Source organism: Bradyrhizobium cedriense, from assembly GCF_054602315.1.
Window position 1 is genome coordinate 27,565 of sequence record NZ_JBTSWB010000001.1, and the last position, 14,685, is coordinate 42,249.

The following is a 14,685-nucleotide window of genomic DNA, read 5'->3' on the forward strand; positions in this document are numbered from 1 at the left end:
GGATGTCCGAATTTCATGCCGCCGGCGCCCCGTATTAGTCCGGATTCGACATTCCAGGCCGAGGCATTGATGCGGAGACCGGTCGCGCAGGCTCCTCAGAAAGTCGGCGGCGTGCAGGCCGAGATGACTTCGCAGGGCTTGCCGCCGACACAGCGGAAGCGATGCGGCCGGCGGCTCTCGAAATAGTAGGCATCGCCGGGATTGAGGATGCGGCGCTCGTCCTCGACCGTGACCTCGAGCTTGCCAGAGATCACGATGCCGCCTTCCTCGCCGTCGTGGACGAGGTGGACGCGTCCGGTGTCGCTCCCCGGCTCGTAACACTCCTTCAGAATCTGGAGGCTGCGGCCGAACAGATTGTCGCCGACTTGCCGATATGAGATCGGCTTCTTGCCGACCTCGGTCAGCTCTTCCGCGCGGTAGAAGATCTTGCGCCGCGTCTCCGGCTCCAGCGCGAAGAACTCGGCGAGCCCCATCGGGATGCCGTCGAGGATGCGCTTGAGCGCGCCTACCGAGGGGTTCATCTGGTTCGATTCGATCAGCGAGATCGTCGAATTGGTGACGCCGGCGCGCTTGGCAAGCTCGCGCTGCGACAGCTTCTGGCGCGCCCGGATGAATCGCAGCCGTCCACCAATGTCGACGCTCATCCACGGAATCCCTGTTGCAAGTGTTGCGGATCGGGCAAATATGGCCCAGTCGCCCTAGCTAAATCAATGGGTTGCGGCAGAGCAGAAAAGGACTTGTTGACTGGCCTGAGGCGTGCCTCTGCTAGCAGGTCAGCAAAGGAGCGTGGCCCGTGACCCTTCATCAGATTCCGAACACTATCAAGACCGACTCGTTCTGGATGCCGTTCACGGCCAACCGTCAGTTCAAGAAGGCGCCGCGCCTGTTCTCCTCGGCCGAGGGCATGCACTACACCACGGTCGACGGCCGCAAGGTAATCGACGGCTCCGCCGGCCTCTGGTGCGTCAATGCCGGCCACGGCCGCAAGCAGATCGCCGCTGCGGTGGAGCGGCAGCTCATGACGCTGGACTTCGCGCCGTCGTTCCAGATGGGCCACCCGCTGGCGTTCGACTTCGCCGAGCGTCTTGCCGAGATCGCGCCGAAGGGCCTCGACCGCATCTTCTTCACCAATTCCGGCTCCGAGTCGGTCGACACCGCGCTGAAGATTGCGCTGGCCTATCACCGCGCCAACGGCCAGGCGAGCCGTACCCGCCTGATCGGCCGCGAGCGCGGCTATCATGGCGTCGGCTTCGGCGGCACCTCGGTCGGCGGCATGGTTGCCAACCGCCGCGCCTTCGCGACGCTTCTTCCGGGCGTCGACCACATCCGCCATACGCATGACCTGACCCGCAACGCCTTCGCCAAGGATCAGCCCGAGCATGGCGCCGAACTCGCCGACGATCTCGAGCGTCTGGTCGCCCTGCACGGCGCCGAGACGATCGCCGCTGTCATCGTCGAGCCGGTGCCGGGCTCGACCGCAGTGCTGCCGCCGCCGAAGGGCTATCTGCAGCGCTTGCGTGAGATCTGCGACAAGCACGGCATCCTGCTGATCTTCGACGAGGTCATCACCGGCTTCGGCCGTCTCGGCACGCCGTTTGCCGCCAACTTCTTCGGCGTCACGCCTGATATGATGACCACGGCCAAGGGCATCACCAACGGCACCATTCCGTGCGGCGCGGTATTCGCGCATCGCAAGGTGCATGACGCCATGATGATCGGCCCCGAGAACGCGATGGAACTCTTCCACGGCTACACCTATTCGGCGCACCCGACCGCCTGCGCGGCCGGCATCGCGACGCTCGACATCTACAAGGACGAGGGCCTGCTCACGCGCGGTGCGTCGATCGCCGAGTACTGGCGCGATGCGCTGCACTCGCTCAAGGGCCTGCCCAACGTCATCGACATCCGCAATTGCGGCCTGATGGGTGCGGTCGAATTGTCGCCACGCGAGGGTGTGGTGGGCGCGCGCGGTTACGACGTTATGGTCGATTGCTTCAATCGCGGTCTGTACTTCCGCATGAGCGGCGATTCCTTCGCGCTGTCGCCGCCCCTCATCGTCGAGAAGAGCCATATCGACGATATCGTCTCGATCCTGGGCGATGCCATCAAGCGGGTGGCCTGATAATTGCTCTCGCCGTTGCGAGTTGTTTCCTTGCAGCGGCGAGCGTGATGCCGCGGGAGTTTGACGAAGCGTGAAAGTTCTGATCCTCGGCAGCGGTGTCATCGGTGTCACCTCTGCCTACTACCTCGCACGTGCCGGTCATGAGGTGACGGTCGTCGACCGTCAGCCGGAGCCGGCACTGGAGACCTCTTTCGCCAACGCCGGCGAGGTCTCGCCCGGCTATTCCTCGCCCTGGGCCGGTCCCGGCGTGCCGGTGAAGGCGGTCAAGTGGCTCTTGATGAAGCACGGCCCGCTGGTGATCCGGCCGAAGCTCGATCCCGTGATGTGGGTCTGGCTGCTCAAGATGCTGCGCAACTGCACCAGCGAGCGCTACGCCGTCAACAAGAGCCGGATGATTCCGATCGCGGAATACAGCCGCGATTGCCTGCGCGATCTGCGCCGCGACATCGGCATCCAGTATGACGATCGCGCGCAGGGCACGCTGCAGCTGTTCCGCTACCAGGCACAGCTCGACGGCACTGGCGAAGACATCGCGGTGCTCAAGCAATACGGCGTTCCCTTCGAGGTGCTGAGCCGCGAAGGCTGCATCGCGGTCGAGCCGGCGCTATCAGGCGTGAAGGAGAAGTTCGTCGGCGGCCTTCGCCTGCCGCAGGACGAGACGGGCGACTGCCACATGTTCACGCAAGCGCTCGCCAGGCACGCCCAGGCGCTCGGCGTGCGCTTCATGTTCAACACCGGCATCGACCGCATCGTCACCGACGGCGCCCGTGTCAGCGGTGTCGCGACCAGCGACGGACTGTTACAGGCGGACGCTTACGTGCTCGCGCTCGGCAGCTGGTCGTCGCAGCTGGTGGCGCCGCTCGGCATCTCGCTGCCGGTCTATCCGGTCAAGGGTTACTCGATCACGGTGCCGATCAAGGATGCCTCCGGCGCGCCGGAATCCACCGTCATGGACGAGAGCTACAAGGTCGCGATCACCCGCCTCGGCGATCGCATCCGCGTCGGCGGCACGGCGGAAATCTCGGGCTATTCGGACAAACTCTATGACGCGCGCCGCGCCACGCTCGACCATTCGTTGACCGACCTGTTTCCGCGCGGCGGCGATCTCGCCAAGGCGACGTTCTGGAGCGGCCTGCGTCCGATGACGCCGGACGGACCGCCCGTGATCGGCCCGACGCAATACGCCAATCTCCACCTCAACACCGGCCACGGCACGCTGGGCTGGACCATGTCCTGCGGCTCCGGCCGGGTGCTCGCCGACTTGCTGTCGGGGAAGAAGCCGGAGATCGACGTCAGCGCGCTGACGGTGGACAGGTATAATCACCGCTTTGGGTGAGACTCTCTACCCGCGCCATTGCGAGGAGCTCTTGCGACGAAGCAATCCAGTCTGTCTCCACGACAAGATTCTGGATTGCTTCGCTGCGCTTGCAATGACGGCGTGGAGACGTCGCAGATGTCTTCTGCGACGCCGCGTATACTGAGAGCCGTCAGTCCGCTCCCGTCACGCAATTCACCCACAGCACCACGGACTTCGCATCGTTCGCCGGATTGGAAAACCGGTGCGGCCTTCGGCTCGCGAAACGAAAACTGTCGCCGCTCTTCAGCGACCATGTCTCGCTGTCCACCGTCAGCATCATCTCGCCTTCGAGCACGAGGCCGGCTTCCTCGCCGTCATGGGTGTAGAGCTCGTCGCCAGTGGAGCCGCCGGGCTCCAGATGCACCAGGAAAAGGTTGAGCTTGTTGTCGGAGCTGGCCGGGCTCAGCAATTGCTTGGACACGCCGGTGCGCCAGAGTTTCAGCTCGGGCCGCTGAAGCCCGCGCGTCACCACCTGGTCGGATGCGCCGTCGGCGCTGGGGCTGGCGCCGAACAGGGCGGCGATGCCGACGCCGAGCACGTCGGCGAGCGTTGCCAGCACGCGCAGCGACGGTGACGACAGCCCGCGCTCGATCTGACTGAGAAAGCCGATCGACAGGTCCGTGCGCGCGGCGACCGTCTCCAGCGAGAATTGCCTGACCCGCCGCAGATCCCTGATGCGGCGGCCGACCGCGACGTCCATCGCCGGCTCCGCCGGCGTGGTGACAGCCTTGGTCCGGGCTTTGGTCTTCACCTTGTTCGCCGGCTTTGCGGCGGCCGGTTTGCGCATTCTTTTGCCACCGCTCACGTCAGACCGCTTCCTTCATGTGCATGAAAACCGCTTGCATCGCCCGCGAAAGTGTGACCAAATTTTCATATTGGTGAAAATAGGCCGAAACGGCGCGGCCCGCAACGTCTGATCACGACATGCGCGCCGCCGCCGGCCGGACCCAAAGGGGGATGCGATGAAGCGTTTAGTCAAGGCCGCGGTCGCGGCACTCGCAATGGCAACCGCAATGCCGGCTTCGGCCCAACAGGCGCTGAAGGTCGGCTCGACGCCGACGGGCATCCCCTTCACCTTCCTGGACACCAAGACCAACACCATCCAGGGCATCATGGTCGATCTCATCACCGAGGTTGGCAAGGATGCCGGGTTCAACGTCCAGATCGAGCCGATGCAGTTCTCGGCCCTGATCCCGTCGCTGACCTCGAGCAAGATCGACATCATCGCGGCTGCGATGTTCATCACGCCGCCGCGCAAGGAGGTCGTCGACTTCTCCGACCCGATCTACAGCTACGGCGAGGGTCTTGTGGTGCCGAAGACCGACACCAAGGCTTATGCCACGCAGGACGACCTCAAGGGCGGGACAGTCGGCGCCCAGGTCGGCACCGCCTTCGTCGACGCGCTGAAGAAATCCGGCCTGTTCGCCGACGTGAAGGCCTACGACACCATTCCCGACATCCTGCGCGACGTGAACACTGGCCGCCTCAAGGCCGGCTACGCCGATTATCCGATCCTGGCCTACAATCTGAAGCAGGGCGGCTTCCCCGAGGTGCGCCTGGTCGATGGCTACAAGCCGGTCACCGTCGGCTCGGTCGGCATCGGCGTGCGCAAGGGAGAAACTGCGCTGCTCGGCAAGATCAACGCCTCGCTCGCGAAGCTGAAGGCCAACGGCACCATCGACAAGATCCTGGATAAATGGGGCCTGAAGGCCCAGGGCTGATAGCGGCTCACCGAAGGCTGCCCGATGAAAGGCTTCTGGCGCGACGCTGTCGAGTTCTTCCCGATCCTGATGAACGGCGTCGCGCTGACGATCGTCGTCACCATCGGCTCGCTGCTGCTCTCGACGGTGCTCGGCCTCATCTGGGCGATGATGCGCGTCTCCGGCATCAAGGCGCTGTCCATGCTCAGCGCCAGCCTGATCAACGTGATCCGCGGCATCCCGATCATCGTGCTGCTGTTCTACCTCTATTTCGTGATGCCAGATCTCGGCGTCACGCTGTCCGCCCTGCAGGCCGCCATCCTCGGGCTCGGCATCGCCTATTCGGCCTACCAGGCGGAGAACTTTCGCGCAGGCATCGAGGCGATCGACAAGGGGCAGATCGAGGCGGCGCAATCGATCGGCATGGGCTGGTGGCTCACCATGCGACGCGTGGTGCTGCCGCAAGCCGTGCGCATCGTGCTGCCGCCCTACGGCAACGTCATGATCATGATGCTGAAGGATTCTTCGCAGGCCTCCACCATCACGGTCGCCGAACTCGCGCTGCAAGGCAAGCTGATCGCCTCGTCGACCTTCAAGAACACCAGCGTGTTCACGCTCGTTGCGCTGATGTATCTCACCATGAGCATCCCGCTGATCCTGCTGGTCCGTCACTTTGAGAAGCGGGCCGGCAAGCGATGATCGAGCTGAGCGACGTCCACAAGAGCTTCGGCAGGGTCGAGGTGCTCAAGGGCATCACGGCGAAGGTCGAGAAGGGCGAGGTGGTCTGCATCATCGGCCCCTCCGGCTCCGGCAAGTCCACCATCCTGCGCTGCATCAACGGCCTCGAAAGCTACGATCGCGGCAAGATCAGCGTCGAAGGCCTCAAGGTCGATCGCGATGCGCCGTCGATCGTGGACATTCGCACCCAGGTCTCGATGGTGTTCCAGCGCTTCAATCTGTTCCCGCACCGCACGGCGCTGGAGAACGTGATCGAGGGGCCGCTGTTCGTGAAGAAGGAGTCACGTGCCCAGGCGTTCGAGCGTGGCCGCGCGCTGCTCGCCCAGGTCGGACTCGCCGAGAAGGCCGATGCGCACCCGCCGCAGCTCTCCGGCGGCCAGCAGCAGCGTGTCGCGATCGCACGCGCACTTGCGATGCAGCCCAAGGCCATCCTGTTCGACGAGCCGACCTCGGCGCTCGATCCTGAACTGGTGGGCGACGTGCTCGGGGTGATGCGCAAGCTCGCCGACGACGGCATGACCATGGTCGTCGTCACCCACGAGATGGGCTTTGCCCGCGACGTCGCCGACCGCGTGCTGTTCATCGATGGCGGCGTCATCGTCGAGCAGGGACCGGCCAAGGCGCTGCTCAATCAACCACAGCATCCGCGTACGCAGGACTTCCTGCGCCGCGTGCTGCATCCGCTCTGACCGGACTTCGCCATGACGCGCCTGCCTCTGCCGCCCTCGATCTACGCCGACACCGCCGTCGCGCCGGTCGCGACACCGCCGCTCGACGTGGACAGGAATGTCTCCGTCGCGATCATCGGCGGAGGCTACACCGGCCTCTCCACCGCGTTGCATCTGGCAGAGCAGGGCGTCGAGGCGCTGGTGCTGGAGGCGCAGGAGCCGGGCTGGGGTGCATCCGGCAACAATGGTGGGCACACCAATCCCGGGCTGAAGCACGATCCCGATCAGATCGAAGCGGATTTCGGCGTGGACCTCGGCCGCCGCATGATCGACTTCTCCTACGGCACCACGAATTTCACCCACGACCTGATCCGCCGCTACCAGATCCCGTGCGAGGCGCGGCAGAACGGCACGCTGCGTGCGGCCTATAACGAGGCCAGCGCTGCCGCGATCGAGAAGACCGCGCAGCAATGCATCCGCCGCGGCATGCCGGTGACATATCTGAACCGCGATCAGTTGCGCGAGATGACCGGCACCGACCGCTACATCGGCGCGATGCTGGACACGCGCGGCGGCGATCTGCATCCCCTCAGCTACGCCCGCGGCCTCGCGCGCGCCGCCATCTCGGCCGGCGCGAAGGTGCATGGCGAGACACCGGCGCTATCGCTCCGGCGCGACGGCAGCCGCTGGCGCATCGAGACGCCGCGCGCGGTCGTGCATGCCGACAAGGTGCTGCTCGCCACCAACGGTTTCACCGACGATCTCTGGCCCGCACTCCGCCGCACCATCGTGCCCGTGTTCTCCTCGATCGCCGCCACCGCGCCGCTTTCCGACGAGGTCGCCCGCTCGATCATGCCGACGCGTCCCGTCCTCTACGAAAGCGGCCACATCACCGTCTACTATCGCATCGATCAGCAGAACCGTCTCTTGATGGGGGGCCGCGGCCCGATGCGCTGGATCAAGTCGCCCAACGACGTTGCCTATCTCATGCGCTATGCCGAGCGTTTATGGCCGCAGCTCAAGGGCGCTTCCTGGACCCATGGGTGGAACAGCCGGCTCGCCATCACCGGGGATCATTACCCGCACGTGCACGAGCCCGCGGAGAACATCCTGATCTCACTCGGCTGCAACGGCCGCGGCGTTGCGCTCTCGACCGCAATGGGCGCGCAGCTCGCGCGACGGCTGATCGGTGGGCCGAAGGCGGAGATCGACATGCCCATCACCGGCATCAAGCCGATCCCGATGCACGCGTTCTGGCCGGTCGGGGTGACGACCGCAGTGATTGCGGGCCGCGTGCGCGACCGGCTCGGCATATGAAAAGGCGCCGGCCGGTTTCAGGCGACGCCTTGAATCATCGGCAGATAGAGGGTCAGCAGCGGCCCTGCTTCCAGAGGCCGGGCGGGCAGCCGTGACCGCGCCAGCCGAGCTTGCGCCCATGGTGCCATCCGAGCGGAGTGCCGTGGTCATGATGGCCCACCTTATGGCCATGACCATGTCCATGACCGCCGCCGTGGCCGCCCTTGGCCAGTGCAGGGCTCGTCAAAGCGAAGCCGGCCGCAATGATCAGCGACGCGGCGAGCGCGAGTTTCTTCATCATGTCCTCCACTGGGGCGAGCGCACTTGTCCGTTCGATGAACGAACTGTCGGCAGCCTAATTTCCTTGCGAATGTGGAGGAGTCGTGACGCTCGCGCGGATACGTAATCGCGTGAAGCCTCAACGCGCGCTGGCATCATCTCGCATGTGAGCTCAGCCTTCGGCGACCGCGTCGGCCCAGGGTTGAAAGATCTCGACCGCTCCAAAATTCGTGTCGCCCTCGCGCATCACCACGCTCGGGCAGGCGAACTTCTGCGGCAAGGCCTGCACCTGCGTCTCCTCATAATCGAAGCGCGCGGCGAGTGCCTTGCGGGCTTCCGCTGGCAGGCGCGCGTCGCCGATCACGATCGCGCCTTCGCTGGCGTCGATGCGCGGCTGATGGATGGCGGCGTCGAGGTCCATGCCGAAATCCATCGCAAAAGACACGAGCTGCAATACGGAGGGCAGAATGCGGCGTCCGCCGGATGCGCCGACGGCGAGGCGCTTGCCGCCCTTGGTCTCGGCGATGACGGGCGTGTAGTTGCAAAGGCAGCGCTTGCCGGGGGCCAGCGAGTTGGTGGTGCCCGGGGTCGGGTCGAACCACATGATGCCGTTGTTCATGGTGATGCCGGTGTGCGGTGTCACATATCTCGAGCCGAAGGACGAGAGCAGCGTCTGCGTCACCGCCGCGATGTTGCCGTGACGATCGACCGCCGAGAAATGCGTGGTGCAGGCGGGTGCCAGATATTCGGCGCCGAGCGAGCGCTTGCCGTCGGCATCGCCCATGTCCTTGAGCCGCTCGCGGAAAGCGGCCTGCAAGGCGAGTGCGTATTCGACATAGGCGTTCGCATCCGGCGCGTCTGCGGGCGTCAAGCTCTGCTGCAACAGGCGCAGCGCATGTGCCATCGTCGGCCCCGCCGTGAGCTCCGGCGTCGCAAACACCTTGCCCTCGCGATAGGGGATCGCCAGCGGTGCGCCGGGATGGGCGCGGAATGCGGCAAGATCCTCGACCGACAACGAGCCGCCGTCGGCCTTGATGTCGGAGGCAATGCTCCTGGCGAGATCGCCCTGGTAGAAATCGCGGGGACCGGCCTCGGCAAGATGTGACAGCGTTGCCTTCAGGCCGTCCTGCGGCAGCCGTGTCTCGGACTTGATTCCCCATGGCGCGGTCGGCGGCAGGCCGTTCTTCAAATATGCCGCCGCGCTCGCGGGATAGCGTCTGAGATCGGCGGCAGAACCCGAGATCGTCACCGTCGTCCACCAATCGACCAGCAGGCCTTCGCCGGCGAGCACGGCAGCCGGCGCGACCAGATCCTTCCACGGCATTTTGGCGTAGCGGCGATGCGCCTCTTCCATTCCAGCGATGACACCGGGCACGGCGATCGAACCGGGGCCGTGGATGTTGCGATCATCCTTTACCCGCGGCCAGGGAAACAGGTCGGAGGCGGCGCCTTCGCCACTGAGTGGATAATCGGTGATGCGAAGGCTCTGCGGCGCGCTCATGCCGTAGTCGATCACCTCGTAGCGATTTTCCTTCGCACGGTAGAGCACCATCGCACCGCCGCCGCCGATGCCGCTATTCCAGGGCTCCAGCACGTTGAGTGCGAAGGTGGTGGCGACGACTGCGTCGACGCAGTCACCCCCCGCCGCCAGCACCCCGGCCCCGACCTCGGCCGCCCGCCGCGATTGCGCGGCGACGATGCCGCCCCTGGATTTGACGGCAGGCTTGCGGATGGTTTGGGCGCGGCTGAACTGCTGAGGCATGATGTCGTCTTATGTGCTGCATTGAGGTCGAAGCTCCGCGATTGGCGGAGCGCGCGGACAATGGCACATTGGAGCCAACGAGAACATCAAAAGGGAGAGGCGACATGGCTGGTGTGAAACAGGCGCGGGATGGCGCGGTCGGGATCTTGAGCCTCGACGAGCCGGCCAGCCTGAACGCGATGACCCCGGATCTGCTCGGCGCGCTCGCCGCCGCCGTTGCGGAGATGACGAAGGACGAGGACGTTCGCGCCCTCATCCTGACCGGAGAGGGGCGCGGCTTCTGCTCGGGCCAGAACCTGAAGGCCTCGGAGGCGCTCGGCGAGGACATCGCCGCCGGCGTGATGCGCTTCTACTGGCCGGCCTTCAAGGCCTTGCGCGAGTGCCGCGTGCCCGTCGTCGTCGCTGTCAATGGCGTCGCGGCCGGCGGCGGCTTCAGCCTCGCGATGGCCGGTGACATGATCGTGGCGGCGAAGTCTGCAAGCTTCATTCAGGTGTTCAGCCGCATTGCGCTGGTGCCCGATCTCGGCTCGACCTGGCTGCTGCCGCGGCTGATCGGCCGGCAGCGCGCGCTCGAACTGATGCTCCTGAACGAGCCGCTCACGGCCGAACGCGCCCAGGAGATCGGCCTGGTGCGGCAGGTCGTCGAGGACGCGAAGCTGATGGAGGAGGCGCTCGCCCTGGCCCGCCGCCTCGCCGAGGGACCGACGCGCGCTTTGGTCGCAACGCGCGCGCTCGTCGAGGAGAGCGAGCATGCGACGTACGAGGCGCAGTTCCGCCGCGAGATCGAGCTTCAGGCCACGATCCGCAGGAGCGCCGACGCGATCGAAGGCCGCAACGCCTTTGTCGAGAAGCGCAAGGCGAGGTTTACGGGGAAGTGAGGTCGGGAAGCGCTTCCCCGGGCCTCGTCATGGCAGGGCTCGTCCTTGCCATCCACGTTCGCTCGTGATGGCCAAGACCTGGATGCCCGGGACAAGCCCGGGCATGACGATTGGGGAGAGCGGTCTGCGAGGAGAGTGGACCGCGTTCAGAGCGAGCGGTCCAGTCGGCTGGCCTGATACTTGGCGCGCCATTTCGGACCAGGTCCGCGCATGTAGTGCAGCTCGGGGCGGTAAGGGTTGCCTGCGACGCGGATCAAGGTCTGCCATTTGGTGGCGACGAAGCTCAGCGGTTGGCGGAGCAGGCTCAAGGAAGCGAGCAACATGGCATCACCTCAATGCGGCTTGCCGAGCATGGCGGTGAAGGGGAGATCGAAGATCTCCTCGCCATCGTCGTCGCTGACATGAATCACCCAGTCGCGCCAATCTTCGCTGCTCGGCGTCAGGATCATCGACCGCATGATCTGGGCGGCGTGGTCGCGGGCCTCGGTGAGATTGGACACGGCGGCGCCGGAGCGGTCGATCAGCGTGCCCTCGGTATTGGAGCAGTGAAAATAGACCTGGACCATGTGCGCCTCCTGTGAGAGCGATCGGGATGGCAAACTGATACCACCCGAGGCATTCGCGAGACATTCGGGTCGAACCCGGTAAGGGAATTTACGGAGATTGGTCGCCGCTGAAGCGGCAACAGGTTTCATCACAGGCGGGTGATGATCGACTGGACGGCGTTCCGGCGACATGGAACAAGTTTCTCCCGGAAAGTCGGGGGCACCGTGGGCCGGTTCACATTCCTGAGCGAACGCCGAAGCTTGTGCGTGTTTGCGGCGGCCATCGCCGGAGCGCTGTTCGGCCTCGCCCCGGCTTCCTCCGAGCCGATCAGGAAGAGCGGCTACGCGATCGGCACGGAACTCTGCGGCAGCGACGATCTCGCCTTTCCCAGAATCCAGATCGACATGAGAGCGGGATACTGCGCCGGCCTCGTCGCCAGCGAAGAGGACCGCCTGAAATTCCCGCGCTCGATCATCCAGGTGCCCGGCCGTGACCTGTTCGTGGTCGCCGACATGGGCGGGTGGGGCCACACCGACGGGCGGCTGCTGCTGCTCGATCCGCACGCGCCCCAGGAGCGACGCTTCAAGGAGCTGCTGACGGGACTCGAATACCCGTTCGGCCTCGTGATCGCCCCGGACAGGAAGCTCTATGCCTCGACCGCCGAGACGATCTTCCGATTCGATCCGCTCGCCGACAACCCACGCAGCACGGTCGAGACCATCATCCGCCACATGCCCGGCCGCCGAATCACGCTGCCCGACGGCACGAGGCTCGACGAGAGCGCGCACCCGCTCAAGCAGTTCGTCTTCGACAGGAATGGGCGGCTGTTCGTCAATGTCGGCTCGCACAGCGACGGCTGCATCACGCATGCGCCGATCACGAAGCCCTGTGCCGCAGCCCAAGGTGCCTCGGCGATGGCCTCGATCTGGCTGTTCACGCCGCCTCCGGGCGGCGTCTTTCCGGCATTGAAGCCGAACGATCCCGACCCGCCGCACACCGTCTATGCGCGCGGCCTGCGCAACTCGATGGCGCTGGCGCTACACCCGAATTTTCCCGATCCCGGCTTCGCGTTCCTCCAGGGCGAGAACGGCCGCGACCTGCCTGACACCTTCAAGCCGAACGAGGAGATCAACGCGATCGAGCAGGGCAGGCATTATGGCTGGCCCTATTGCTACGATGTGTCGACGCCGAGTCCTGAGTTCAGGAGCGTGCTGCAATCGGGCCAGTACAAATCGCTCTGCACGGCCAATGCGCTCTACAAGCCGCCACTCTCGCTGATACCGCCGCACGGTGCGCCGCTTGCGATGCTCTATTATCGCGGCGCCCGCTTTCCGGAGCTGGAAGGCAAGCTCCTGGTCGGCCTGCACGGCTATCGCCCGACCGGCAGCCGCGTCCTGATCTATGATGTCGATGATCACGGCTTCCCCAAGCCTGCTGCTGCGCCGGTGCACTATCACGTCAGTTGCGCCGCCGACCCGACCCGCAGCTTTCAGACCGAGCTCGGCGAGGTCGCTGCCGCGCCGTTCGAGGAGCTGATCGCGGGCTGGCACCGCGTCAACGGCGCGCGGCCGCAAGGCGCGCCCGTCGGCATGACGGTTGCGCAGGACGGCGCGATCTGGCTGGTCGAGGACAAGAACAAGACCGTGATTCGGATCGATCGCGCCACGGGCGATGCGCCGCAGCCATTACCCTGCGACATGCGGAGCCAGGCCATGATCGACCAGCTCGCGGCCTTCGTCGCCAGGGACGCGCAGAACGGCGCCCGGCTCACCACGCTACGCAAGGGCCTCGTCGAGAGGCATTGCGTCGGCTGCCACTCGGATTTCGGCCTGAAGCCCGGTCAATCGGAGACGGAGAAGGACGGGGCCGTGCTTCGCTTCATGCTGTCGCAGGACGGCTGGATCTATCCGGGCGATCCCGACGCCGGAAAGCTGCGCACGCGGCTCCGCGGTCTCGGCGCGGAGAAGCTGATGCCGCCGGGTGGCGAGAGCCTGCCGAAGATCGAGCCCGGCTACAAACGTCTGCTGGACGCTGCGGATCTGCTCGTCGCGAAGATGGTCCCGGGCACGCGGATGCGGATCAAGCCCGGTCCGCCCCTGCGCAAGGTCTACGGCAAGACGAACAAGGAATGCGGCGAAATACCGGCCGCCAAGGTCGTCGTCGTGACACAAAGGAACGCTGTAGACAAACCCGGCTTCAGCCGATTCTTCCGGCCGGCCGATCCCTATCTGAATGGCGAATGCACCGACGACAATGGCTATTACATCCGGCAGGAATTTCTGGTGCCTGTGGAGTAGCATCCTTTTCGTCACCGCCACTGCGCCCGCTCAGGCCGAGACCAAGCCGTTCGAAAGCGCACAGGTGACTCCCGCCGGCGAATACACGTTCGGCATCGAAGGACCCGCCGCCGACCTCGACGGCAACCTCTACGTGGTCAATCTCGGCAAGCCCGGCACCATCGGCAGGCTGCCGGCCGGCGGCGCGGCGTCGGAGCCGTTCACGGTGCTGCCCGAGGGCAGCGTCGGCAATGCCATCCGTTTCGATCGGAACGGCACCATGTTCATTGCCGACTACAAGAAGCACAACATCTTCACCATCCCGAAGGGCGCGACGGAGCCGGCCGTCTGGTTTCACTCCGGCGAAATGAACCAGCCGAACGACATCACCATCGCGCGCGACGGCACGATCTATGCGAGCGATCCGAACTGGAAGGGCCGCCAAGGGCACATTTGGCGCATCGCGAAGAGTGCCGACGGAACCGTGCAGGGGCAGATCATGGCTGCGCCGCGCGCGATGGGCACCACCAACGGCATCGATCTCAGCCCGGACGGAAAGACGCTCTATGTGGGCGAGTCCAGCAGCGGCCAGATCTGGTCCTATGCGATCAACGGCAACGAGCTCACCGGCGCCAAGCTCGTCAAGTCGTTTCAGCCCGACACCGTCGACGGTCTGCGCACCGACGTTGCCGGCCGTCTCTATGTCGCGCGCATCCTCAAAGGCACGATCGCGCTGCTGAAGCCTAGTGGCGCCGTCGAGCGGGAGATCGCGCTCAAGGGCAAGGAGCCGACCAACCTCGCCTTCGGCGGCAGTGACGGCAAGACCGTCTTCGTCACCCAGCGCCAGGGTGGCTTCATCGAGTCCTTCCGCACCGACCAGCAGGGGCGCGAGCACTGCCTCCAGCGCGGGCGCTGCTAGAGCACGATGAAGATCATGTTGGTTGCTACGACAGGGGGCCACTCCCTCTCCTGCGTGCTTGCGGGAGAGGTGCACCGAGCTCGCGGCGGCCGTAAACCTCGATCACATCGCGCTTTGGCCGGGAACATCGCCCCCGACCCGCGC

15 protein-coding genes are annotated in these 14,685 nt (G+C 65.4%); 9 read left to right on the forward strand and 6 right to left on the reverse strand.

The features are described 5' to 3' along the window. Positions 1–95: 95 nt before the first annotated feature. Positions 96–644 (reverse strand): cupin domain-containing protein, encoded by a 549-nt coding sequence (locus ACYCVF_RS00155; RefSeq protein WP_459604923.1) that lies wholly within the window; start codon positions 642–644, stop codon positions 96–98. 149 nt (positions 645–793) lie between these two features. Here ACYCVF_RS00155 and aptA point away from each other — a divergent pair, with 149 nt between their 5' ends. Both aptA and ACYCVF_RS00165 read left to right on the forward strand, forming a co-directional pair. After that, a complete protein-coding gene (gene aptA, locus ACYCVF_RS00160; protein ID WP_459604924.1) occupies positions 794–2,122 on the forward strand; it encodes an omega-aminotransferase AptA in 1,329 nt (442 codons plus the stop codon). 70 nt (positions 2,123–2,192) lie between these two features. Further along, complete coding sequence (locus ACYCVF_RS00165) at positions 2,193–3,458, forward strand: D-amino acid dehydrogenase (protein ID WP_459604926.1); 1,266 nt, start codon at positions 2,193–2,195, stop codon at positions 3,456–3,458. A gap of 151 nt (positions 3,459–3,609) precedes the next feature. Here ACYCVF_RS00165 and ACYCVF_RS00170 read toward each other — a convergent pair whose 3' ends face one another. Beyond that, the gene (locus ACYCVF_RS00170; protein WP_459596500.1) at positions 3,610–4,266 is read right to left on the reverse strand and encodes a helix-turn-helix domain-containing protein; all 657 of its coding nucleotides are present in this window, start codon (positions 4,264–4,266) and stop codon (positions 3,610–3,612) included. A gap of 175 nt (positions 4,267–4,441) precedes the next feature. Between ACYCVF_RS00170 and ACYCVF_RS00175 the strand changes: the two genes are divergently transcribed. The 4 genes from ACYCVF_RS00175 to ACYCVF_RS00190 are packed head-to-tail and all read left to right on the forward strand — an operon-like array spanning position 4,442 to position 7,902. Further along, positions 4,442–5,200 carry an ABC transporter substrate-binding protein gene (locus ACYCVF_RS00175; RefSeq protein WP_459596501.1) on the forward strand — a complete coding sequence of 253 codons (759 nt, stop codon included), beginning with the start codon at positions 4,442–4,444 and terminating at the stop codon, positions 5,198–5,200. A 24-nt stretch (positions 5,201–5,224) separates the two neighbouring features. Then, positions 5,225–5,878 (forward strand): amino acid ABC transporter permease, encoded by a 654-nt coding sequence (locus ACYCVF_RS00180; protein WP_128923829.1) that lies wholly within the window; start codon positions 5,225–5,227, stop codon positions 5,876–5,878. Next, on the forward strand, positions 5,875–6,606 hold the full coding sequence (locus tag ACYCVF_RS00185) for an amino acid ABC transporter ATP-binding protein (RefSeq protein WP_459596502.1): 732 nt from the start codon (positions 5,875–5,877) through the stop codon (positions 6,604–6,606). Before ACYCVF_RS00180 ends, ACYCVF_RS00185 begins: the two co-directional genes overlap by 4 nt. A 12-nt stretch (positions 6,607–6,618) precedes the next feature. Further along, a complete protein-coding gene (locus ACYCVF_RS00190) occupies positions 6,619–7,902 on the forward strand; it encodes an NAD(P)/FAD-dependent oxidoreductase (protein ID WP_459596503.1) in 1,284 nt (427 codons plus the stop codon). Between the two features lie 52 nt (positions 7,903–7,954). On the opposite strand, the gene ACYCVF_RS00195 is transcribed toward ACYCVF_RS00190, so the two are convergent. Together ACYCVF_RS00195 and ACYCVF_RS00200 are read right to left on the reverse strand one after the other, a co-directional pair. Further along, positions 7,955–8,182, reverse strand: a complete 228-nt coding sequence (locus tag ACYCVF_RS00195) for a hypothetical protein (protein ID WP_459596504.1) — start codon at positions 8,180–8,182, stop codon at positions 7,955–7,957. Positions 8,183–8,332: 150 nt separating this feature from the next. Next, the gene (locus ACYCVF_RS00200) at positions 8,333–9,922 is read right to left on the reverse strand and encodes a gamma-glutamyltransferase family protein (RefSeq protein WP_459596505.1); all 1,590 of its coding nucleotides are present in this window, start codon (positions 9,920–9,922) and stop codon (positions 8,333–8,335) included. A gap of 104 nt (positions 9,923–10,026) precedes the next feature. Here ACYCVF_RS00200 and ACYCVF_RS00205 point away from each other — a divergent pair, with 104 nt between their 5' ends. Further along, positions 10,027–10,800, forward strand: a complete 774-nt coding sequence (locus tag ACYCVF_RS00205) for an enoyl-CoA hydratase-related protein (protein WP_459596506.1) — start codon at positions 10,027–10,029, stop codon at positions 10,798–10,800. A 146-nt stretch (positions 10,801–10,946) separates the two neighbouring features. On the opposite strand, the gene ACYCVF_RS00210 is transcribed toward ACYCVF_RS00205, so the two are convergent. Continuing rightward, positions 10,947–11,123, reverse strand: a complete 177-nt coding sequence (locus ACYCVF_RS00210) for a hypothetical protein (RefSeq protein WP_459596507.1) — start codon at positions 11,121–11,123, stop codon at positions 10,947–10,949. A 9-nt stretch (positions 11,124–11,132) separates the two neighbouring features. Further along, positions 11,133–11,366: a DUF6894 family protein gene (locus tag ACYCVF_RS00215; RefSeq protein ID WP_459596508.1), complete on the reverse strand. Its 234-nt coding sequence runs from the start codon at positions 11,364–11,366 to the stop codon at positions 11,133–11,135. A gap of 246 nt (positions 11,367–11,612) precedes the next feature. Between ACYCVF_RS00215 and ACYCVF_RS00220 the strand changes: the two genes are divergently transcribed. Then, positions 11,613–13,643, forward strand: a complete 2,031-nt coding sequence (locus ACYCVF_RS00220) for a PQQ-dependent sugar dehydrogenase (RefSeq protein WP_459596509.1) — start codon at positions 11,613–11,615, stop codon at positions 13,641–13,643. Next, entirely contained in the window at positions 13,600–14,541 is a 942-nt protein-coding gene (locus tag ACYCVF_RS00225; protein ID WP_459596510.1) for an SMP-30/gluconolactonase/LRE family protein, read from the forward strand. The genes ACYCVF_RS00220 and ACYCVF_RS00225 overlap by 44 nt, the downstream gene beginning before the upstream one ends. Positions 14,542–14,685 lie beyond the last annotated feature (144 nt).